Source organism: Vibrio sp. 10N.222.52.B12, from assembly GCF_002875385.1.
Taxonomy (GTDB): Bacteria; Pseudomonadota; Gammaproteobacteria; order Enterobacterales; family Vibrionaceae; genus Vibrio; species Vibrio jasicida.
In genome coordinates this window covers 62,709-87,544 of record NZ_MDAW01000133.1, presented here as the reverse complement: position 1 = coordinate 87,544, position 24,836 = coordinate 62,709, and the positions used below count along the sequence as shown (strand labels likewise).

Genomic DNA, 24,836 nt, shown 5'->3' with positions numbered 1-24,836 from the left:
CAGGTATCGGCTCAGACCAAACTGACGCTGTTTATGTTGAAGGCGCGTTCACGACCACTCAAGGCTCAGACCGTGTGGTGAGCTACCAACTTGACTCAACTTCTGATCCTGTTTCGGGATTAACCTCTCAAGGTGAGCCTGTTACTTTGGTAGAGACTGCGAATGCCGATGGCAGTTTTACTTACGTGGCTAGCGCGGATGGCAATCCTGTCTTCACCATGAATGTGAATGCAGACGGTACATACAACTTCCGTCTGGAAGGGCCAGTCGATCACGCGTTAAACAGCGATGAATTAGTTCTGAACTTCCCAATCATTGCAACAGATTTTGATGGCGATACTACAACCGCGACCATTCCAGTCACGATTACTGATGACGTTCCAACCATTGACAACGTTGTTCCACTCACGGTGGACGAAGATGATCTCTCCTCAATAGGTTCAGACCAAAATGATGATGCGTTTATGTCGGGTTCTTTCACCACAACTGAAGGCTCAGACAGCGTTGTTAAATACCAGCTTGATGCAACTGCAGATCCAGTAGCAGGATTAACCTCTCAAGGTGAGCCTGTCGTGCTTGCTGAAGCTGCTAACGGCGATGGCAGCTTTATTTACACTGCCACAGCAGATGGCAATGCCGTGTTTGAATTGGTGGTGAAGCCAGACGGCAGCTACACCTTTACTCTGCAGGGCCCACTAGACCATGCGGTGAATAGCGACAGCCTACAAATCGACTTCCCGATTATCGCAACAGATTTTGATGGCGATACCTCAACAGAAACATTGCCTGTCACCATCGTTGACGATAAACCAACCATCACTGACGTAGACACAATCCGTGTGGATGAAGATGACTTAGCGACGATTGGCTCTGACGGCTCAGATCCAATTTCAATCGATGGCAACTTTACTACAACGCAAGGCTCTGATGGGGTAGTGAGCTACCAATTAGATGCTGCTGCAACGCCAGTTAATGGTCTAACATCACAAGGTGTGGCAGTGACGCTGACGGAAACTGCAAACGGCGACGGTAGCTACACTTATGAAGCGACAGCAGGAACTGAAGCCGTATTTACACTGACCGTTAATACGGATGGCTCATACAACTTCACGCTTCAAGGTCCAATCGACCATGCGACAGACAGTGATGAGTTGACACTGAACTTCCCAATCATCGCGACGGATTTTGATGGTGATACCACCACAGAAACGATCCCAGTCACCATCGTGGATGATAAGCCGACTATTACCGATGTCGATGCGATTACCGTTGATGAAGATGACTTAGGCACGATTGGTTCAGATCAGACTGACCCGATTTCAATCGATGGCAACTTCACTACCACACAAGGCTCGGACCGAGTGGTGAGCTATCAGCTTGATGCTTCCGCAACACCAGTGGCTGGACTCACATCACAAGGTGTGGCAGTCACGCTAACTGAAACCGCAAACGGCGATGGCAGCTTTACTTACGAGGCGACAGCGGGCACTGAAGCAGTCTTTACGTTAACAGTGAACACTGATGGCTCTTATAACTTCACGCTTGAAGGCCCAATCGACCATGCTGTTGATAGCGATGAGTTAACGCTCAACTTCCCAATCATCGCCACAGACTTTGATGGCGATACCTCTGCTGAGACAATTCCTGTCAAGATCGTTGATGACAAACCGACACTTGGTGGCATCGAAGCAACAAGTGTGCAAACGGTTGATGAGGATGATATCCCAACAATCGGATCTGATGGTACGCAGTCGAACAGCATTGCCGGTAACTTCATCGCGACCGATGGCTCTGATGGCATTGTGGAGTACAGCGTTTCTGACCTAACGACGCCAGTACAAGGCCTGACCTCTGGCGGTCAATCACTGGTTATGGTTGAAGTATCAAACGCAGGTGGCGTTTCAGTTTACGAAGCGCGTATTGATGGCACGACGACACCAGTATTCCGTGTAACCCTTGATGCTTCTGATGATAGCTACACGTTCGATTTGCTTGCTCCTCTCGATCATCCAAATGCTGATGGCCAAAATGAACTGGTCATCAATTTACCGATAAACGCGACTGACTTTGACGGAGACGTGTCGAACAACACCACGTTACCAATTACGATTGTGGATGATGTTCCGACCATTGATGGATTACTAGCAGGCAGCGAACAAACCGTTGATGAAGATGACCTTCCAGCAGGTACGGATGCTGCAAGTGCAGAAGATACGGTTATTTCAGGTACTTTTGATATCACCGAAGGTGCTGACCAAGTTGCTTCTATTCAGCTGAGTGACCTGACCACGCCTGTTGCGTCACTGACTTCAGATGGTGAATCTATCACTTTAGTTCTGTCTTCTAGCGCAAACGGCGTGAACGTATACCAAGGTGTCGCTGGCAATCCTGCTGAAGTGGTGTTCGAACTGACGTTGGATGCAACGAACAACACCTACGAGTTCGATTTACAGAAGCCGCTTGATCACACAGATGGTAATCAGCAAAACGAGATTGTTATTAACCTCCCTGTGACGGCGACAGATAATGATGGTGATACTTCACCAGCTTTCACATTGCCAATTACCGTTGTGGACGATGTTCCAGTTGTTACCAATATTGAAAGTCTACGTGTCGACGAAGATGACTTACCTCTTGGTTCTGATGGCACGAAAGAGCCATTAACGGTATCAGGTGAATTTGAAGTTACCAGCGCAGATGGTATTGATGCGTTCGAATTGGATCTGAGCTCAAATCCTATCCCGAATCTGAAATCGGGTGGAGAAGAGGTAACGCTGTCTCAAGACGTCAGTGCTTCAACAGCTGACGCGCTTGTTTACGTGGGGCAAACTCCGGGCGGAGTGACGGTCTTCACGTTGACACTTCATCAAGATGGTAAATACGACTTTGAGTTATCTGGTCAGTTAGATCACGCGGTTAACTCTGATGAGATTTTGTTGAATCTACCTGTGAAGATTACAGATGGCGACAACGATACCATCACTGCGACCTTGCCAGTGACGATCGTCGATGACAAGCCAACCATTGATGCTATTAGCTCTGGTAGTACCTTGTCAGTGGATGAGGATGATATTCCAAGCCAAGGTTCGGACGACACGCCAGAATCCAATATCATTGGTGGCAACTTTGACGTTACGGATGGTGCCGACTCTATCGTTAGCTTCCAGTTGGATAGCTTAACGTCGCCTGTTTCTGGACTAACCTCAGGTGGTCAACCGCTTGATTTGGTTGAGTTTTCAAATTCAAACGGTGTGATTGAGTACCGAGCTTATGTACAAGGTACGACGGACACCGTCTTTAAACTCACGCTAAATGGTTCAGCAGACAGTTATGAATTTGAACTGTTGGGTGCACTTGATCATCCTGCGGGTAACGATGAAAACTCGTTAGTCATCAACTTCCCTGTCAACGCGACCGATTTTGACGGCGATGTGTCCAATAACATCACCTTGCCGATCACCGTGGTGGACGATGTTCCAGCGATTGTGAAAGTGACAGACTCTAGCCAACAAACCGTCGATGAAGATGATCTTGCTGGTGGCTCAGACACGACAAGTAGCGATTCAACGGTATTAACCGGTGGATTTGAAGTCGTTGATGGTGCGGATGAGATTGTCAGCTACCAAGTTTCTGACCTCAATGTGGTTGTGTCTGGCTTAACTTCGAACGGCAGCAGCATCGAGTTGAATGTGGTGAGCTCGGTTGGTGGTGTAACCAGTTACGAAGCAGTGATTACTGGTACATCAACTAAGATCTTCACGTTGTCTCTTGATGCGAATAACGACAGTTACCAATTTGAACTGTTGGGACCAATCGACCATGACGCTGTTCAAGGTGAAAACAACCTTGTCATTGATATCCCTATTACAGTTACAGATTTTGATGGTGATACGTCATCATCATTGAACCTTCCAATCACCATTGTTGATGACATTCCTGAAATTACATCAGCAGATGCTTTGGCTGTTGACGAGGATGACCTCGCTAATGGCTCTCAGGCAACCAACAAAGACAGCCTAGAAGCAACGGGTAATTTCGATACGGTGGAAGGGGCAGATACCGTTGTTTCTTACCAGCTGGATCTTACCTCTAACCCGATCTCAGGAGTAACTTCAGGTGGCCTCGCGGTGACGTTAGTTCAAACCGCGGTAAGCAACAACAACTTTACTTATCAAGGTCAAACACCGGATGGTAACTCAGTGTTCACCCTAGTTTTGAACGCTGACGGCTCTTACAAGTTTACGCTTGAGGGTGCTCTAGACCACTCAACCCAAGGCGAAGATACACTTATACTCGATCTCCCTGTCTTCGCGACTGATGTCGATGGTGATACGGCCGGTATTAACTTACCAGTGACAATTACTGATGATGTTCCAACCTTGTACGATGCGTCTATTTCACGTGTTGAGGGACAAGGAAACCGCACGGTTCGCTTATTCCGAGACCCTGTAGAGGGCGATGATGATCTAGGTGCTGACGGCGCGCAAGTGACGTCATTCTCGGCTGATGATTCAGGCATTTACTTCAAGCAAAACGGTGTTGACTCGGATTCTGTTGATTTGAACGGCAGCAACCAAGTTGTGTTCGTTCACAAGGTTCTTGACGGAGTGGATACCGAGATAGGTCGCTTGATTGTTCGAACTGACGGCCGCGTGTCTTTCCGCCCGAATGACGATCTTGACCATACAGAAACCGATTCTATTGATTTCACCATTAATGTCGTAGCAACCGATGGCGACGGTGATATCGCTGATGCCAACGTAGATATCTCAATCACCGACCGTAACGCGCAAATTGATACGTCTACCGTTACAGCCTTTGAGGATCAAGGCCGTGGCGGTGTTGTTGCTGGTGTCGATTCGGCGAATACGCAAGATAACCTATCGACCTTGGATGTAACACCGGCGAAAGTCGATCTTGTCGTTAACTTGCACGATATTGACCGTACGGAAAGTTTAGGCGATATCACCATTCGTGATGCGAACACGCACAATGGTACATTCTATTATCGAGACGGTAGCGGTAACTACATTGAATTAACGCCTGTCGGTAATACGGTTGTTCTTGATGCATCAAATGTCGAGCAGTCATTCAACGGTGAGCTTGTCTCGCTAGATAACTTGTACTTTGTGCCAGATCGCCATTCATCAACCGGTGCATCTGGTATCGATCCTCGTATCCGTGTGGAAATTCTTAACAATGGTACGCCAGACCATACGATTAATGGTCGCTTGGATATTGAAGTTGATGCGGTTGCAGATATTGCAACGTGGAACGCGAGCAGCACCTTCGATTATACCGTTGATGAAGATGGCAACAATGTTGAGTTAGACATTGAGGCGAACACGCAAGATATCAGCAACCCAGAGTCCATCGTATACGAACTTGTCTTTACCGAGGGTGGAGACAATGCGACGTTGGTTTACTCAGATGGTACACCTATTCCAGAAGCGGGTGGCAAATACCTTGTTGACGCAAGCCGTATCAATGAGGTTGAAGTCGATCCTTCAGAGCACTTCTCGGGTCAAATCAAGCTCGATGTCACTGCCATCACAACCGAAGGAACGAATCCGTTAACCGGTAAAGAAACAGCGCGTTCTGATACAGAAGAAATTGTTATAGACGTGAATCCTATTGCGGATGAAGGTAGCTTCACGGTTCACCGAATTAATATCTTCGAGGACAATGCTCGCACTCAAGACACCGTAGAACCAGTGACTGATCATGATCCACTGCAACTGAGCGAAGTGATTAAGATGACACCTTCTGCGGATATAGATGGGTCAGAAGAGCTGTTTGTACGCATAGACAATTTCTCCATTGATGGTGTGACGTTAGTTTGGCTTGATACCGCAAATCCAAGCCAAATCAATACAGTTACAGACAGTGGCGGTAATGTTCTTTACTACGAAATTCCAGAATCAAGCCTTGCTAATGTTGAAGTGCTTCCTCCGTTACACAGTAACGAAGACTTCACGTTTGACGTAGAGGGTATTGTGAAAGACAACGCCTCTCTATCAACGGGCACCGCTCAAGATATTCGTTCTTTGGGTACGCAATCGGTGATTGTCGCGGTGAAAGGTGTAGCGGATATCCCAGACATCGAGCTGAATGATAAAACCGGCATTTGGAATATTTTTGACGATGGTACCGTTCGTGGTATCGAAGCGGAAATCGACGAAAATGGAGAAGTTGGCTTGGCCTTTAGTGTGGTATCTGGAGAGCTGAAAGATAACCCTGCTGATAGTTCAGAGTCGATCACAGTGCTTCTGTCAAATATCCCTGATGGTGTAGAACTGTTTGATAACGATGGTGCCTCTATCGACTTGACGTTTGTTGGATACGATGGAGCAGGCCAACCGATTTACGAAGCAAACATTACCAATGCAAACGTCAACTCGGGCATCGTTATTCGACCTGAAGCGTCGTCGACAGAAAATATTACCATCACAGCAACCACTATCGTGACTGAGAACGATGGTCATACGCGTGAGGTAACAGGTGAAATCCGCGTTAAAGTTGCCCCTGTGATTGATGCTCAAGACAACTATGTCGTTAGCTCTGAAGGCAATGAAGACACGCGCGTTAATATTGATTGGGAGCCGACAGCAACGCAAAGCCCGGATGCAGACGAATTCTTTGCTGGCCTAACAATCAGTGGCTTCCCAAATGGCAGTACTGTTTATGTTGACGGTGTCGCGCAAACCGTGACAGGTGGCAGCATCACGCTCACTCCGGGAACTAACGAGTCAGAGCAAGACTTCTCTGCCAGAATCACTCAAGATGGCTATATTCAAGTTCAGCTTGAACAGGACTCAAGTACTGACTTTAGCTTGAGTACACAGGTGACGGTGAAAGAAATTGATGCAGAGTATGTCGACTCAGGCAATCCGGGTGAGGGCATCGCATCTACCGTGATCAACGGTACAGTCAATGTTCAAGTGAATCCGGTTGTTGAACCAGAGAACTTAACAGGTGATGTCGCTGATCAAACTCGCCTTCTGGTTGAAGAGTCTGGTGGTACAACTACAGATGTGGTTCGTGCCGACGCTCAAGGCCATATCGACTTCACGATTAACACCAGTGCTGGTGGCCAAGCTGGTGCTAACATCATCAAATATCAAGAGTTTGATGATTCTTCTAATGAAGTCGTGACTCAATTGGTGGTTCAATTCAGTATTACTGACCCAGAAATCTTGAATCAGCTAGTCATTGTTGGTGCATCGAATGAAGGTGGTGGTCGCTGGACGATCACTGATGAAGAGAACTTCTCGATTATTGCGCCAGCAGGTTTGGATCTTACACCTAATGATGACACCGACGACGGCGATAACAACGGTATTTCTTCAATTGGCTTAACCATCTACGCACAAGTGAACGACTTGGGTGAAGATACGGTCGAAGAAGATGCAACAGTTCAACGTCAAACTGACATCACACTTGAGTTCCCAACAGATATCACGCCTCAAACCAGCGTAGCAGCTGAAATTGACCTTGATAACACGGTTCAAATTGATGGCAACGAAGACAATACTGTTGATTTGGGTACGCAATTGTCATCTAAAGTCACCACCATTAATGCCGATGGCGTAGAAGATGTCCTAACGCTTGTTATTGACCCTTCATCACCTGGTGTACCTCCAGGCCTAGTTATTGGTGGCACTGATGTTGACTTCGTTGACGGCAAATACGTATTCCAAGCTTCGATTGATGCGAGTGGCAACATTACTGGCCTTGATGGTTTGACCCTACGTGTTGCCGAAGATTGGGCAGGTGACTTCACGCTCCCAGTTCTGTTTGTTACCACCGATACTCAATCGGGTGATGAAAACACTACGCTAGAGTCGCTACCTGTTCAGATCTTGCCAGTTGCGGATGTCCCAGGTTCTTCGGGGGAGCAACCTCTTGATAGCAATGTGACACCAGATGTTACGGTCGATATCACTGGTACGCTCGGCCTAGATGCTGACAAGCAACCAGTGAATGACCTTAACAATGATGTCCCAACCAACGATGGTATTGGCTACGAAGATGGCTTGATTCAACTCAACTTGAATGTCGACTTTGCTGACAACCGTAATAACTTGCAAGCGGGCAGAGAGACGCTCACCAACATTAAGCTCACGCTTGATGATACGACATTAGGTGAGTTTGTTGACGCGAGTGGCAACCCATTAGGCACAAGTATCGAATTCAGTGCTGCTGAAATTGCTGCGGGTGCATTGGATGAAGTGTTGTTCAAGCCGAAAGAGAATTACCCAGTCGGTGGCGGTAAAAATACCGTTCAAATTAATATCGAAGGGGAGATCACTGATACAGCGATCATTGATGATACAACCTTGATTAATTCTGGTGATGATACGGATGTTCGCACCTTCACTGATAATGTGTCGTTCGAAATTACACCTGTTGTTGATGAAATAACGATCAGTGGTGCGGATCCGACACAACCAGTTGAAATTACGGGTGATGAAGACACATTGATATCACTCAGTCAGTCTGGCTCTGGGCTTACGGTTAGCTTAAATGACAATGATGGCTCGGAAGAATTTGTTTCCTTGAAACTGACAGGGTTGCCAACCGACTTTATTGTGATTTCAAACTCATCTGACTTTACAGTGAAAAACAACGGTGGTGGTGAATGGAGTATTCAGCTGAGTGATCCTAGCCAAACGTCGATCGATTTAAGTGGGATTCAAATCCAACCGCCAAAGAACTTCAGTGGTGAAGTTGATATTGGTATTACGGTATTTACTCAAGAAGAACTGCTCAAAGTGCCGACAGAGCACACTGGTGGCTTCAAAGTCACCATTGATCCAGTTGGTGATGAGGTCGATGTTAACCCAGATACCTTAGTATCAGGTAACGAGGGCGAAGACATTGAAATCAACATCAATGCATTGGTTGTTGATAACCAAGAGTCGATTGGTGATGGTGCAACTTATGAAGAGAACGATCCAGAGACACTTCGTGTAGAAATCGCGAATGTGCCAGACGGTGCAAACATTGAACTTACCGATGGCACTGCATTTGTCGATCAAGGTAGCGGTGTGTTCGTTCTAGAGATTGATGCTCAAGATCTGGATAAAGTGGTCTTTAACTCTGGCGATCGCAACGACAATTCTTGGAATGGCACATTAGAGTTTAAAGTGCAGGCTGTAGATACTGGCTTAGATGGAAGCCAAAGCCTAGGCACACCGAAAGAGTTCGATGTTAATGTCGAAGTAGAAGCTGTTAACGACCGCCCAGAGTTTGTTAATACAGTGGATGTTGAAACGCAAGAGGATACTCCATTACTGCTTGATGGCTTCAGCATCACAGACGTTGATGCGGTGTTAGATGATCCGAACGCTGAGTATGTGCTCAATGTTAATGTAGACAGCGGTATCTTGGAGCTCAACCCAACGCTCATCACTACTTACAACCTAACCGTGAGCGGTGTTGGTACGGACTCCGTTGAGTTGAAAGGCACTGTGGCCGATCTAAACAATGCCATTGCAAACGGTTTGATTGAATTTAATCCGGACCTGAACTTCTTTGGTGACGTTCAGGTGGACGTGACAATCGATGACCAAGGCAATGAAGGTATCGTGATTGGTGGGGTAGATGACACCCTAAATACCAACAGCAGCAGCTTCAATATTGAAGTGACAGCGGTGAACGATACCCCAGAAACTACGCCAGTGACGCTACCGGATATTGAAGAAGACAGTGGTGTGTTCTCTATCTCTGAAGCGGATCTTATTGCGAATGCGACAGACGTAGAAAACGACAATCTCACTGTTAGCAATGTTCAGTTAACCGATCCAAGTTCGGGTAGCATTACTTTCAACAGTGGCACTGGCGAGTGGGAGTTTACCCCAGCAACAGATTACAACGGTCCAGTTGAAATCACGTACACCATTACAGATGATGGCACGACAGATGGTGCATCAGATCCTAAATCGGTTAATGGCAGCGCGTCGTTCAATGTAACGGAAGTAAACGATGCACCAATAACGTCTGAAGTGACACTTTCTGATATTGCGGAAGACAGTGCGGCGGTGGAGATTACCCAAGCTGATTTGTTGGCGAATGCCTCTGATATTGAGAACGACACGTTGACGGTGAGTAGCGTTCAATTGGTCGACCCAAGTAGCGGTACATTGGATTTCGATAACGTCTCAGGTACATGGTCATTTACACCAGCTCCGGGATACAACGGCACGGTGAATCTGACTTACACCATTACCGATGACGGTACGACGAACGGTGCTTCTGATCCTCAGACAGTGTCAGGAACGGCAACCTTTGAAGTCACCGAGGTGAACGATTCTCTGGTAACATCTGAGGTAACGCTAAGCAGTACGGAAGAAGATGGCGGCGCGGTGACGATTACTGCGACAGAACTTCTGAGTAATGCGAGCGACCCTGAATCGGATAACTTGACCATTAGTAATGTTGCTTTGGCAGACCCTTCGGCGGGGACGTTAACGCAAGTCAGTGCGACAGAATGGACGTTTGAACCTGCTGCAGATTTCTTTGGTGACGTTAACTTCACTTATGAAATCACAGATGACGGAACCACTAACGGTGCGCCAGACCCAATCACAATTGCTGGCACAGCAGTGTTGAATGTTGAGGCGACCAATGACGCACCTGAAATCACAGCAACGTCGGTAACGGATACGATCAACGAAGCCAATGGCCAGAAAATTACTGGTATTAGTGTAAGCGACATCGACTTTACTGGTGCACAGGCGAATGAAATCATGACGGTAACTCTAGCGGTGACAGAAGGTGACGTTCGTGTTGAGCCACCGGCAGGTAGTGGTGTCACTGTAGGTGCGGGAATGTTTGGTGAAATTATCCTAATGGGTACACCAGATAACATTAACTCCGTTCTTGGCGCGACAGATGCTTCTGAGGGCGTTTTTGTGGATGCAGGAGACGTGGATGCTGCTTCAATCACCTTATCGGTTAAAGTCGAAGACAACGGTGTGTACTTTGAAAATGCATCGGGTACAGCATTGGAGGCGAATCAAGATTTCACTATCAATGTGACCCCAGTGGCTGATGCGCCAACGTTAGGTATCGACCCTCAGTTTAACTACGTTCGTCAAATTGCTGCTAGCCAAACCGCGAGCAGTCAAGGCCTTGCAATTGTGGGTATCATGGCGGCGTTGACTGACATTGACGAGGTACTTTCACTGGAACTAACGGGTGTACCTGCTAGTGCAGAGGTGACAAGTGGAGTTTCTCCATCAGGCATTAGCTTCGATGGTACCACTTGGACAGTGCCAAGCGATGAAATTGATACGCTAGAGATTGTGGCGACGGACACCAACAGTGGTATTGATATCGGTTCTTACGATATTTCTGTTACCGCGATATCAACAGAATCTAATGGTGGTGAAGCCCAGTCTGCACCTGTCCAAATTAGCTTGGATGTGAGCGGTGATAACGACGATATTGATCAGTCAAGTGCAACAGACGACAGCTACCTAGTTGGTGGAGACACAGGCATTAACTTAATCGGTGGGGAAGGTGACGACCTTATCGTGGGTGGCGATGGTGATGATGTGCTTATCGGTGGTCTAGGCTCAGATATCCTAACTGGTGGTGACGGCAGCGATACCTTCAAGTGGACAGTGGATTCGGTTGATGAAGGGGCAGTGGATACCATCACTGACTTTACGGTGAACGAAGACATGATTGATTTACGTGAAGTGATCTCTGACCTGAACAGCCCAATGATCGATATGGATGATCTGTTAGGACATATCTCAGCGGATTATGACGCATCTACAGAAGCGGTATCGTTGAACATTACCACCGATACGAATGTGCATCAGACCATTGTAGTTGAGCACTTAGGTGACGCGATTGACTTCAATGGGCTCAGCTCGAATGAGATCGTTGAATCTCTACTCAATAATAACATTCTGTCTAACGGTTAAACGGACATAAAGCCAAAGCGCGGTAGCTCAATGAGTTATCGCGCTTTTTTGTATCTGAAAGGTGATGTTTTTGAAAGCAAGTGGATACAAACAAATTAACCCAAATACTTGTGCATCAGATGGAGCTAATACTGGAAATTTGGATGCTTAAACGTGTATATCGAGAAGGCTACCAATCACTTCATTACTTTTATCAACGACAGAAGCGCCGATTCGGTTGTAGCTTGCGGCTTGAGTCAAATTAACCAAAGGTTCGACGGCATTTGAAGAGGGAGTAAAGTTAGGAGCGTTAAATGAGAGTTCGGAATCTTTGACTAGTTCGACCTTATTGAAGTCTAGGTCGTTTTCTTTCACAAAGTCTTTTTGGATGTCATGGGCAGCGTCTTCAGCCATCTTTTGCGATAGCTGAATCATTTGATATCCGGATTGAATTCCTGATATTGGCATGCTGCTTCTCTCACTTGTTATGCTTTTGTTAGCATAGGAAGTGTTGTAAATTCGTGCAAGTGCTTTTGTTAATCTGTTTGATTAAGCAAACAGTTTTGAAAGCATTTCACGTTCTTCACTCGACAGGAGTGGGCTTTCTTTTTTATTCAGAGAGTGATTAATATCGCCTTGAAGCGACTTTAATTGGCTCGCTGTCAGGTCATTAATCTTTTTTCTTAATTCATTAAATTGCTGAGTAGTCATCTCGATCTCCTCACATTTCTTGGGCTTCTCCTTCATCCACCCACCTCAGCGACCTTCATGGTCACAATTAAAGAATGTTCTAATATTCTTAGATTAGTTTTTGAATGGTGTTTTTTTGTCCGAGTAATGTCAGTAAGCGTCAAGTGCCTTGTAAGACTTTTCTTATGAATAAGCACGCTAATCATAAAGGGGTAGAATCATAGTCTACCCCTTTAATATGGTTACTTAGTTCAATATTCTTAGTTCGTTCTAGGTTGGGTTAGTTCACGCGAACGGCAAACTTAGAAGCGAGTGAATGCAGCTCAGGCAACATACGGTAAATCAGATGCAGTTGCTGTAGCACCATGCGGGCTGAATGGTCGTCTTCATCACGCCATTCATTCAGTCTTTGCTCTAGATCTGCATCATTGATTGATGATAGGTCGCATTCTTCACAATGATGATGAAGTTGGCGATGCAGCACATCCAAATGCTGGTGAATGCAGCGATGTGCATCGAGCACAAGTTGATGAATAGATTCATCTTCAATTCTCGTGCGGTGGGCGCCTAACGCTGAGATGTAACTCAGCATCGCGTGGTTAAGCGTTAAGAAACGGAAACTTTCATCTACCGCAGTGCGGTACTTACCTGGTTCCGCCAACATTGTACTGATGGCAGAAGAGAGGTTTGCATCATTGTTGTGTGCTTGGCGGCGAGCAATACGATAGCTGAGGTTGTCTTTCTTACCAATACGGTATTGACCGATGATCTGCCCGAGATACTGCTTGTTGGCATCAATCGCATCGGACATCACTTTGTGTAAACGTTTTGATTGCCAATCTGGCAGAATCACCATGACGGCACCTACTGCTAAAACACAACCAATTAACGTGTCAGCCAAACGTGGCAGTACTACGGCGTAGCCTTCGCCTAACTGATTGAACAAGAACAAAACCAACAAGGTAATAAACCCCGTCGCATAGCCGTAGTTGTTAATACGAAATGCAAAGAACATCACCCCCGAGAAAACAATGAATACTAACTGGCTTTCTTGGGAGGGGAAGAAGGTAAGTAGCGGGACACCAATTAACAAGCCCGCTAATGTGCCGATCACACGAGCAGTCAGCTTTTGTCTTGTTGCGCTGTAATTCGGCTGACAAACAAATAGGGTGGTTAATAGAATCCAGTAACCACGGTCGATATCAAATGCTTGAATGATGCCGTAACCGGCTGTCAAAGCAATTGACATACGCAGCGCATGACGGAACAACATCGAATCTTTATGTAGATTCGCCGCAATACGTTGCCACATTGCTTTAAACGTGTGTGGGTTGGTGTCATCGAGCACGTCTTCTTCTAGGCGCTCAGCATCTGGGTTATTGATGTTGCTCAGTTGCTTCTCAACAGTCGCTAAGTTATTGAACAAGTAGGTCAACTGAGCTAATAGGCGTTTCCAGTGACTTTGGTCTTGCTCTTCTAAATAGCCTAGTGAGTTTTGCAGTTCTGCTAAAGCCAAAATAGATTGGTCTGTGTGAGTATACTCGTTACCCAAGCGGATAGCATGGGCGATGTCGCGACACGCTTGTGCTTGTGATTCAAGCAGGTATTTGAAGCGAAACAGAACATCAGAACGCTCAAACTCTGTCGCAAGATCTTGATAACGATAGTGGCTTGAACTGACGCGTTCATGGATATCTTGTGCGATAAAATAGATGTTCAAGAAGCGGTCACTTGGACCATCGATATGGCCGCGCTTAGAACGGCTAAGCAACGTCGCTTTACAAGCATTCAGTGCATTCACAGTCGCAGCGTTGAGTTTTGCTGCTTCTATACGCATGGGTTGTGGTGTGAGATTGGTGACTGGATGAAACAGCTTTGCCTTGGCATCTAGGTAGTTTGCAATTTGAAGAAAGACAGTCGCGAGGCTTTGTTGAACGGGTTGAAGCGGCCAGAACATCTGCCAGATCATCGACATAAAGTAGTACCACGCAGCGCCTGTCAACAACAGAAGCGGTTGGAACCAAATATTCGTACTTTCGTGCGCCCCTAGCATGGTGTAGATCGCAATCAATAAAGAACCAAAGGCAATGCTAGCGTATTTAGGTCCAATGGCACCGAGCATGATAAAGCCGAACGTCGAAACAAACAGACCGATAGCAAACGCCCACGGTGTATCAAACAATATCTCGATAGAGAAGGCAGCAACGGCAAAACAAATGAAAGTGAGGAATAACGCCTTCACCCTACCTGTAAAACTGTCATCGCTTTCTGCCAGAGCTGCGGCAATGACACCTAAGATAAGCGGAGTGATCAAGGTGTTTTGGCCGAAATACCAAGTAGGTATCACCACACCAAGCAAGGTGATCAAAATGAGAATGCTATAGTTGATGGTTTTGTTTGCCCAATAGAGCCGAAGTTTTAAAGCTGCTTGCACGATGCGCCTTTCGTTGTCGGTGGAAAACGAGAGAATTTTAACAAACTCACTATAGCGTGTTTATGACCTAATTTAATAAAAATCATCAGTTGCTCAGGAAATCAACAGAATTGTCATTGACTTACTGAAGGAGGCTTGTGATGGAAGCGTGTCTCTTGTTCACAAATTCAACAGTAATGTGAATTTTAATTAAGAATACCGACAGAACGCGATTTGTGCTTCATCCATCGCTACAATTTAACCGTCTAAAATGATATAAAACGGGAACTTCTATATCAAAAGGCGCACCTTTCATGCAGCTTACTGCCTCTAATAAAGCACAGTTTTTTATTCAAAATGAGTATTACCAAGTCGAAATAAAAGAAAACAGTGTTTTATTATGTTCAGTGGGTAGTGAAGAACACATCCCGTTTACGATTTGGAATGGCAAAGTGTCGGTCAAAAGAGGTCTTTTATGGAGCTCTTTGCAATTCTTTGCTCATGAGCAAGATGGCAAACAACAAAGCTGGTTAGTTCAAGGTCTACCTTGGCCACAATGTCGCAAGTTTGCTGTAGAAGCGGTGCGTCAATATCAGGATTGGCATAATACTCAATGCCGTAAGCTTGCCGAATTTCTGCCTAAGTGGGAAGACGAGTTATATCAGCTTAAAAACTTGCCTGCTTACTTACCGCATTCTCAAGTACAAAATTGGGTCGATAAACTCAACAACGAATTGGTTGAGATTAAAACCAGTCTCCTTGAAGCGAAAATGCGCATGCCAAAGCGCATGGCTGAAATCGAACCTTGGATTTCTGAAACGTCGAAAGCTTTGAGCCAACGTAACCATGATTGGCTAGAGAACGAACGTCCGAATTGGGAAGTGTTGTTCAACCGTATTGAGTCGTCACCTCTGAATCTCTCCCAACAGCATGCCGTCTTACTCAATGATGATCATAACCTTGTGTTAGCGGGTGCTGGGTCTGGTAAAACGAGTGTATTGACGGCACGCGTGGCATATTTACTACAAAGTCACCAAGCGCAAGCAGAAGAATTGTTGATGTTAGCGTTTGGCCGTGATGCGGCTAAAGAGATGAAGGAGCGTTTGGTTGATAAGGTTGGCCTCGCGGCAGAAAACGTGCGCGTGAACACCTTCCACCAGCTTGGATTACGTATTCTTAATCAAGTCGAGCCTCAACCGGTCGAAATTAGTCCGCTGGCTTTAGACGATAATCAACGCTCGGCTTGGTGTATTGACTGGCTTAAGAAACATTGGATGACACCAACCAACTTTAAGCGTTGGCAGAAGCACTTGGATAAATGGCCGATTGCTTATTTGAAAGGTGACGATGAGCTAGGTAGCCATTCAGAAAACCCTAAGTTGATTGCTTGGTTAGACAGTCAGCTTTCGCAACTTGCTGCGGTCGGTTTGACCAAAAAGCAAGTGCAAGAGAAGCTAGTGAATCATCAAGACTACACGCGCTTGAATAGCGAACTGGCTTTGTGTTGGCCATGTTTTAGTGCATGGCAAAAAATGCTCAAAGAAACCAATCAGGTCGATTTCCCTACCATGATCAGTCGTGCGACGGATTATGTGACCAAAGGTAAGTTCATTTCACCTTGGCGTTTTGTGATGGTAGATGAGTATCAAGATATCTCTCCAGACCGCTTAGCTTTGATTGAAGCTCTGTGTGAATCGACAGAGAAGCAAACCGGCGCGACTTTGTTTGCTGTGGGGGATGATTGGCAAGCGATTTATCAATTTGCTGGAGCGGACGTGGATTTAACAACTGGGTTCCAAGATCGCTTTGTTCACTCAACGGTTCATTACCTTGATACGACCTACCGTTTTAACAATCAAATTGGTGACGTTGCGAACACGTTCATCCAAGAAAACCCATCGCAATTGCCGAAAACACTCAATAGCCATAAGCAACGTAAACAAAAGAGCGTACATACTGCACCAAGCAATCAAGTTGAGAAGATCCTAGATCAACTTAACCAGCAAGCGAAGAAAACGAAATCGGTACTGCTGTTAGGGCGAAACCATTATCACAAACCCGATCTATATGACGATTGGTTGAAGCGTTTCCCGAACCTTGAGATTCGCTTTATGACGTGTCATGCAAGTAAGGGGAGGGAAGCTGATTTTGTTATTATCTTGTCTGTGGACGAAGGTCAGTTCCCTGCTAAGAAAAAGCAAGCCCACATTGATGGCGCATTGACGGAGTCAAAAGACAAATTCTCTTATGCGGAAGAGCGTCGTTTGTTCTATGTTGCGCTGACTCGTGCTAAAGAGAAAGTATGGATCACGCACACCGGTGCTGGCTCTGGGTTTGTTCAAGAATTGGTGAACGGCGATTATCCAATTGTCACTTCTCGTTAGATAAAGACTTCACGTTAGAAGCGTTTCTCTTCGGTTAGAAACAACAAAGGCGATACTCAGTATCGCCTTTGTTTTATGTGTGATTTAACGTTCAGAGCTTAGGTACGTTCTGCTAGGTAAGCGTCGTAGTCTGGCACTTCAATGTCCACTTCTTGGTCAATCAGTGGGGAATTGAATAGGAACTTAGCTGTAGCGCGGTTTGTCGCGACCGGAATGTTCCACACGCTTGCAATACGCAACAGCGCTTTTACATCTGGGTCGTGCGGTACGGCGTTCAGTGGGTCCCAGAAGAAGACGAGTACATCGATGTTGCCTTCAGAGATGAGAGCACCAAGTTGTTGGTCACCGCCCATTGGGCCACTGATCATGCTCTTGATTGCTAGACCGGTTTCCTTGCTTAGCATGTGGCCAGTCGTGCCTGTAGCGTACAAGAAGTGGCTTTGCAGTTTCTCTTTATTCTCTTTAACCCAACGAAGTAGCTCAGGCTTGCAGTTGTCGTGGGCAACCAATGCCACATGTTTGTGCGCTGGCATGGTACGAGTCTTTTTTTGCATCAAGTTATTTCCATTTTTATGATTTTAAATTCGTTGCTGTCCAATAAAACACGTTTTTTATCTATCAATCAACTGCATTAACGCTGAATGTCGGCCTATATTCTGACGGAGATAACGATTCTTCAATTGTGTCGTCATGAAGAGTCTTCGGAGTTAGCGCTTTAATGGTTGGTGACGCATGTTTCTCATACGGTTGCTGACGTAAATAATGCACGGCTTGCATCACTGATAAACGGCCTTGTTGGACCATTTTATCGGTAGGTGCAAATAGGACTTTGTGACGCAACAAACCTCGGTAAACACCATGGCTAAGGTAAACCGAAACTAAACCAATGTCCTCGGTTTTACCCGCGCTGCGTAATTCACTGATTGCGGCCTCAATCGCAACGGCGCTGCCAACAATGTAATCAATGTTGCCCATATCAATCACACGTTGGACTAGATTGCGTTGCAGTTCTTTGTCGTTATCTGCCCAGTAGGAATCGACGATGTTAATGTCGCTGTCTTTGATCGCTTCATAAAACCCCGTTGTTACCGGTTTTGTTCCGCCACGTGTTCTTGGTCCAAGCAATAAAGCGATGTTGGTTTTGCCTGACCCTTTCGGATGTTTGTCTGCGAGGAACTTACCTGCTTCGTAACCCATCCAATACCAATCAACACCAACTTCACCTTGAAGTAGCTGTTTTTGTTCTTGATCGAGTTCAAGTTGGTTTACGGTCGCAAACACGGGCGTATTGCCTATCCAGTTTTTCAGATTGTGTTCGTAAGCTTGTGGATCGACCGTCCCAAGAATAATGGCATCTGCACCCCATTGGGTACACAAAGCCAGTTGTTGCTCTTGGCGAGTTTTGTTTGGGTAACCACCAGCCTCTAAAACACGAAGGTTGATACCAAGTTTTTCCGCTTCGGAAACCATTCCATAGTTTACTGATAACCAGTATGAGTCCTTTAAATGAGGGTAAATAGCACAGACTTTCTCTGTCGCAAAAGCTGGCACTGAAGCGAAAAGTGACATTGCGAGAGCTGAATGCTTGAAAATTGTGCGAAATGAGCGCTGATTTATAACCATGAAATGAAGTTCGTTGGCATAGATTAAGTAAACACTGCAAAATATAACGTAATATGTCGCCGAACACGAATATTAAGGTCAGGAAAATATGTTGCTAGCTACCGCAAGCATCGGTCGCAAACTGTTATTGTCTTTCATTGCGATGGCAATGCTGGTCATGCTGTCTGCGCTAATCGGTGTATCAGGGTTTTCTCTGGTGGCAAAAACAGAAAGGAACGTGGTGGACGCTGCCATTCCGGCAATGATTGAAGCTCGACAAGTTTCGGAGCTCAGCACTCGCATTATTTCATCGGTGCAAATGTTGTCGAATGCGCAAAATGAACAAGAGCGTAAAGAGGCGGGACGAGTGCTGTTTGATCAGCTTGAATCGCTGCTTACTCACATCAAAGAACTGGGTGGCGAGTCGTTTGACGCTGATTTACTCGAAACCTTAGAAAATCACGTTCAAAACGTCATCAATAATCTAGCTGAATTGGGTGTGACAGTAGAAAGAAAACTGTGGCTCGCCAAAGAGATCGATACGCGCGTAGAAGAAATGCGCTTATTGAGTGAAGAGCTTGAGCAACTGACTCGCACCCAAGTTCAAAACACCAGTACGATCGCGGTTGCTAACGTCACTCATATTTATGACCTTCTTGAAACCAACAAAAAAGCTCAAGTTTACCAAGCTTTGGATGCGCTCGTAGAGGTCGATCTCGATCTGACTGAGCGACTGCATGAATTGCACTTATTGGCGTTTAAGATGCTCAACCAGATTGAAGAAGCTCGCACCCTCACCAATGTGGATCGTATTCAACAAATCCAAACTGAGTTTGAAGACAATCTAAAAATCATGAAGCGACGTGTATTGGCGGTAGAAGACCCGACTCGCTCAGAGCAGATGGGGCAACTACTGAAAGAGCTGGGTAAACGACAAGTTGTGTTTACTATCCTGCTTCAACAATACGAAAACAACGAGCAGTCTCAAGAGTTAATGCAGGGGACGTTACAGCTCTTCTCTGAGCTAAATGGTACCGTCAACAAGCTGGTGGATGACTCAAACCAAACGACACGTGTGGCTGTCGATGAGCTTACGAATACCTTGAAGTTCGCACAGTGGTCCCTGACGGTGATTTCTATCATTGGTTTGATCATCGTTGTCTTGATCTTGTGGCGTGTCGTGTATGTTTCGGTGGTTAAGCGTCTGGGGGAATACTCGGCAGCGCTATTGTCGGTTGCACAAGGTAATTTGGCGGTTGAGTTAGAAGTAAAAGGCAAAGACGAACTTGCACATATGGGGCAGGCGATCATTACGGCACGTAACACTGCGCAAGCGCTTAAAGTCGTGGCCGAAGGCGAAGCGCAAGCTAAGCGAGAATTAGAAGAACACAAAGAGCACCTAGAAGAGTTGATCGAGCAACGTACCTCTCAGTTGAAACAGGCAAACCGTCGCTTAAATGAAGAGGTGCTTAACCACGCGAAAGCGCGGAAACAAGCCGAACAAGCTAGCCGTGCGAAGTCTGCTTTCTTGGCAACAATGAGCCATGAAATTCGGACACCGATGAATGGAGTGCTTGGAACCGCTCGCCTGTTAATAGACTCAGGGCTAAACCCAATTCAAAAGCGTTATGCAGAGATCATCAACCGCAGTGGTAAAACTCTATTGGCGATCTTAAATGACGTTTTAGATTACTCCAAAATCGAAGCCGGGCACTTAGAGATACGAAGTTTAGGTTTCGACTTGCATCAGATCGTTGAAGACACTTTCCAGCTAATGAACGGTAAGGCACAAGAGAAGAAGTTGCTCTTTTCTTACCATATTGAAAGCGATGTAGGTCGTTATTGGAAAGGTGACGTGACACGTATCAGCCAAGTGTTGAATAACTTAGTTGGTAACGCGATTAAGTTTACTGAGGAGGGGGAGATTGATATCTACGTCAGCCTGAATCCAGAAGACGAATCACAAGTTTTATTTGAAGTCTCAGATACCGGAATTGGTATTGCGAAAAAAGACCAGAAGACGTTGTTTGATGCCTTCACCCAAGCGGAAGGTGGTTTAAATCAAACTGGTGGTACAGGTTTAGGTTTAGCCATTAGCCGCCGTATTATTCAAGCCATGGGTGGACGTCTGGACGTTGACTCTGATGAAGGCCATGGTAGCCGTTTCTGGTTCTCGATTCCTTTGGAGGAAAGTGAACCAGTTGAAACCGTTTCTATTGCGAGTGCACGGTGTAAGATCAAAGCGAAGGTGTTCATTGTCGAAGATAATCCGGTAAATCGGGTGGTTGCGGAAGGTTTCTTAGAAAGCATGGGGCATGAAGTCGTCATGGCGGAAGATGGTGCGCAAGCGGAACGAATCATGCAAAAACAGGACTTCGATATCGCATTAGTCGATATTAATTTACCTGACTGTAGTGGCACTGACTTGATTCATCGACTGAAACACATAGAAAGTAACAAACCAGCAGAGAAAGCACTTGCACCAACACCAATGGTTGCGGTTTCTGCTCACGTATTTGCTGAAGAAGTAGAAAGCTACTTAGCAGCGGGTTTCGATGGCTACTTACCGAAACCAATGGAAAAAGAAGCACTTGCTACGCTTATTCAAGACATGTTAGATGGCAAACAGCTTTTGCTGCCCCAAATGAGCAAGTGTGACCCTCAGGATGAGACGATAACAATCACTGATATTAACGAGACACCGGTCATCAATGAGCCGACAGCAGAGGAGCCAGCAATGGTTATCATCAATCCGAATGTGATTCAGTCAGACATGAAGATCTTGGGCAGAGAGAAAATGCTGCACATCATCGACTTGTTTAGACAAACCAGTACTGACGTACTGAGTCAGATGGAAACATCTGCGGATAATGGCGATAGCCGAGCAGTAAAAGATCTTGCTCACAAGTTGAAAGGCAGTGCAGGCAGCTTAGGTTTGACGGCATTGATGGATACCTGCCAAAGCATTGAAATTGCGTCAGAACCACTAGAAGTGTACTCAAGCGAGCAAGACATTATTAAGAAGCAAGTGACCGATTCGGTCGTTGAACTTGACCGTTTGATGGCAGAATAAAAGGCGTGTGATGCGCCTTGCGTCTTGCGGTTAGCTCGTGGGCTAAAAACAAAAACCTCCGGTTTGCGCCGGAGGTTTTTTCTATTCGGTCAGATCATCTTCCCACTCGAACCGAGTGTCTAGAGCATAAGGATCATCTTCGAACGGATGTTCCATTCTGCCACGCAAGTATTCGAGTTGGTGCTCAAGCATGTTGACCGTGTCGTAATCCCCCTCTGAGCAGGCAACGTATATCTGTTGCTCGAGAGCGGCGATGTTGTCTCGGATACTCATGAGAACCCCCTTAAATCATCATCGATTCTCAAAACGATTATAGTCAAGTAAACCAAATTCGATCGGTTGTTTTGTACGATACCAATCGTGGATACGATCGCTAAATGGCCAGAACTTTTCTGAGCTTCGGCGAATAGCAAAATTATCCAGTAACTTAACGTAATCATCCTCGGATTTAAGGGTGCTAAATTGATCGACAAATTCTTTTACTTGATCTTCTTCGATTGAGAAAAACGCCGCTGGATAGCTGCCAACCACACCTCGAACAATGGTCATGTCATCTTTCGCAAAGTCTCGATTGCTCTCCTCATCAAACAGGCTAGAAATGTTGATGTGAGCGTTGTTATGAATAAGAGTGAAAAGCTCATCTTCACCAGATTTGCTGCGCACCATCAGCATTGTGATTTGCGGTACCGTTTTTAGCCCTTCACCACGAACTTGGTTGATGCTCGCCAATTGCTGCTCATTCTCCACGGAAAGCGCGGTATCAATGATATCGTATCGTGGCAACAAGACAGGTGATACTTGCTTGCGCAGAATATCCAATAGCTCCGATTTAGGATCGTCAGTGTGATACACAACACTGGTCGGTTGGCTAAATGGTGCAACGTTGCGTTGTAAGAAGTCGCTTAGTTGACGCGGTTGGTCCTGATACCAACTTGAATGTTCTTGGTGGCGCATATCAGCAGGAAGTAGGGCAATAAAATTACTTTCCCCTTCAAGGCGTAAGAAGTCCATGAACATTCGGGTAATCAGCTGGTGGCCAAAGTTACCGTACACATCGAAGCCTGCAACAAGTAGGTAGTGGATACGTTCAAGCAGGGCATAGTCCAAAACCCAAGCCGTTTTCGGTTGTTCACCCACTAAACCTTGCACCACTGACGCGCTGTCAAAGTGACGGAAGACCGTAAGAGCTGCATTCGGATTTGTACCGTTGCCGTCCCAAATTACGTCGGTCGATAGGTGCTCACCGTTCTTAAACCACTTGTTGATGAAGTCAGATTTGGCTTCTAGGTAGCGTGCTTGCTGACGCGAGTATTTCACCCAGTTGGTTACTGGCACAGTATTGCTTTCAAGCTCGCCGGGAAGTTTTAGGTTCGCTGCTTGTGAGCGGTAGAATTCGTTGACTTCAGGAATGTCGGCCTTGTCTGGGTCTAGGAAGAATACCCAGAAGCGATCATTAATTACATTTAATGCCAGCTGACCACGACATACCGGACCTTTGATGTAAGCCATGATGGTGTTCTGAGCGTTGTCCAACATGAACTTGAAGCGAGACTTCACGGGTAAATCGATGAATGCGGTCATTGGGTTTGCGGCGATTTCAGGCTCGTAGCTTGGTAATTTTGCTACTTCATAATCGCCATCGATGAACCATTTTTTCCAGTTCTCGATACGTTGTTTGTTCAGCGCAAACGGCATGTGCGTCTTATCTACAATAGTGCCTTGCTCAGGAATGATTCGGTAGTACACACGTTCAACCCCCGGATCATCATACGGACGACGCGTTGTGATGCGTTTTACTGGCTCTCCCGGTGGCGTCGAAGATCGCACGAGAGTGAAGAAGCGAGGTTGTTCGCCGTCCAACTCAGAAAAGAACAGGTGCGATAAGAAAAGGTGTTCGTAAATATAACGAGCGGCGAGCTGGTTTTTGCGAGAACTCTTGTTCAGCAGCGTCTCGTATTTCTGAACCTCAGCTTTTTGTTGCTCGGTAAGCGGGATATGCGCATTCATGATGCCGCCATTTTCCAGCCAAAGCATGAGCGTTTGATATTCTATCGCCGTTAAGTTCGGCATCCCGAAAGGCATTCCCCATGTCGGGTTGTCTTGTTCGTATTTTGCGTACTCTTCTATCGTCGGACACGTTTGTTCACGGTCGATAGAAAAATCGAAGCCTTCTAATTGAACTTGATCAGGGAGTGGATGACGTTCCTTTTGTTGCAACATACGAGCAATCAAACCTGCATCCATATTAGCCGCCATGCTCTGCTCACGCTCGTTGAGCACAGGATGGAAGCCAGCATCACGCCATTCTTGCGTAGTTTGCGCGTCTTCAAATAAGCGAGTTGGGGCTGCTGCGGTCAAGCGTGTGCCTTCGTAAACCAAAGCTTTGCTTGCACCACGGTCGATGCCTTCTACGGAAGAGAGTTTTAACTGACAAGGGGCATCGTAGCAGGCGTGACAAACCACACATCGATTATCGACGATAGGTTTTACTTCATGTTGAAAGAAGTCCGCTTGGGGTGTTTCAAGAGCAACAGTACGCTCACGCACTTCTTCAGGGCCAAACAGTTTGTCGTAGTTTAGGCCCGCATAGGTCGCACAACCTGCAAACAGAGTGGCGATACACAGTGTGAAAATTAAACGTAAATTCATTGAGTTATTTTGAGTAAATTGAATTTGCGTTAATTAAAGCAAAATAAGTCGCCAAATACCAAAAATCGGAGCAAATTGCTCCGATTTCCGGGTTGTTATTGTTAGCT

General features: G+C 46.0%; 10 protein-coding genes. 3 read left to right on the top strand and 7 right to left on the bottom strand.

Annotated elements, in window-relative coordinates; genetic code table 11:
• Positions 1–11,939: DUF5801 repeats-in-toxin domain-containing protein (locus BCT11_RS18220; protein WP_102388916.1), on the top strand; the 11,939-nt coding region annotated here is incomplete at its 5' end.
• Positions 11,940–12,086: 147 nt separating this feature from the next.
• On the opposite strand, the gene BCT11_RS18215 is transcribed toward BCT11_RS18220, so the two are convergent.
• From BCT11_RS18215 to yccS, 3 genes are all read right to left on the bottom strand, one after another.
• The gene (locus BCT11_RS18215) at positions 12,087–12,353 is read right to left on the bottom strand and encodes a hypothetical protein (protein WP_038867958.1); all 267 of its coding nucleotides are present in this window, start codon (positions 12,351–12,353) and stop codon (positions 12,087–12,089) included.
• Positions 12,354–12,467: 114 nt separating this feature from the next.
• Positions 12,468–12,629: a hypothetical protein gene (locus BCT11_RS28155; RefSeq protein ID WP_164492032.1), complete on the bottom strand. Its 162-nt coding sequence runs from the start codon at positions 12,627–12,629 to the stop codon at positions 12,468–12,470.
• 259 nt (positions 12,630–12,888) lie between these two features.
• Positions 12,889–15,042, bottom strand: coding sequence for a YccS family putative transporter (gene yccS, locus BCT11_RS18205; protein WP_042606028.1), 2,154 nt, complete (start codon positions 15,040–15,042; stop codon positions 12,889–12,891).
• Positions 15,043–15,335: 293 nt separating this feature from the next.
• Here yccS and helD point away from each other — a divergent pair, with 293 nt between their 5' ends.
• Complete coding sequence (helD, locus tag BCT11_RS18200; RefSeq protein WP_102388915.1) at positions 15,336–17,405, top strand: DNA helicase IV; 2,070 nt, start codon at positions 15,336–15,338, stop codon at positions 17,403–17,405.
• A gap of 98 nt (positions 17,406–17,503) precedes the next feature.
• On the opposite strand, the gene BCT11_RS18195 is transcribed toward helD, so the two are convergent.
• Together BCT11_RS18195 and torT are read right to left on the bottom strand one after the other, a co-directional pair.
• On the bottom strand, positions 17,504–17,959 hold the full coding sequence (locus BCT11_RS18195; protein WP_038867953.1) for a methylglyoxal synthase: 456 nt from the start codon (positions 17,957–17,959) through the stop codon (positions 17,504–17,506).
• Positions 17,960–18,023: 64 nt separating this feature from the next.
• Positions 18,024–19,073: a TMAO reductase system periplasmic protein TorT gene (gene torT, locus BCT11_RS18190; protein WP_080774396.1), complete on the bottom strand. Its 1,050-nt coding sequence runs from the start codon at positions 19,071–19,073 to the stop codon at positions 18,024–18,026.
• A gap of 43 nt (positions 19,074–19,116) precedes the next feature.
• On the opposite strand from torT, the gene torS reads away from it, so the two are divergent.
• Positions 19,117–22,080 (top strand): TMAO reductase system sensor histidine kinase/response regulator TorS, encoded by a 2,964-nt coding sequence (torS, locus tag BCT11_RS18185; RefSeq protein ID WP_102388914.1) that lies wholly within the window; start codon positions 19,117–19,119, stop codon positions 22,078–22,080.
• An 81-nt stretch (positions 22,081–22,161) separates the two neighbouring features.
• Here torS and BCT11_RS18180 read toward each other — a convergent pair whose 3' ends face one another.
• The gene (locus tag BCT11_RS18180) at positions 22,162–22,353 is read right to left on the bottom strand and encodes a hypothetical protein (protein WP_005447215.1); all 192 of its coding nucleotides are present in this window, start codon (positions 22,351–22,353) and stop codon (positions 22,162–22,164) included.
• An 18-nt stretch (positions 22,354–22,371) separates the two neighbouring features.
• On the bottom strand, positions 22,372–24,729 hold the full coding sequence (locus BCT11_RS18175) for a fatty acid cis/trans isomerase (RefSeq protein WP_198593966.1): 2,358 nt from the start codon (positions 24,727–24,729) through the stop codon (positions 22,372–22,374).
• Positions 24,730–24,836: the final 107 nt, after the last annotated feature.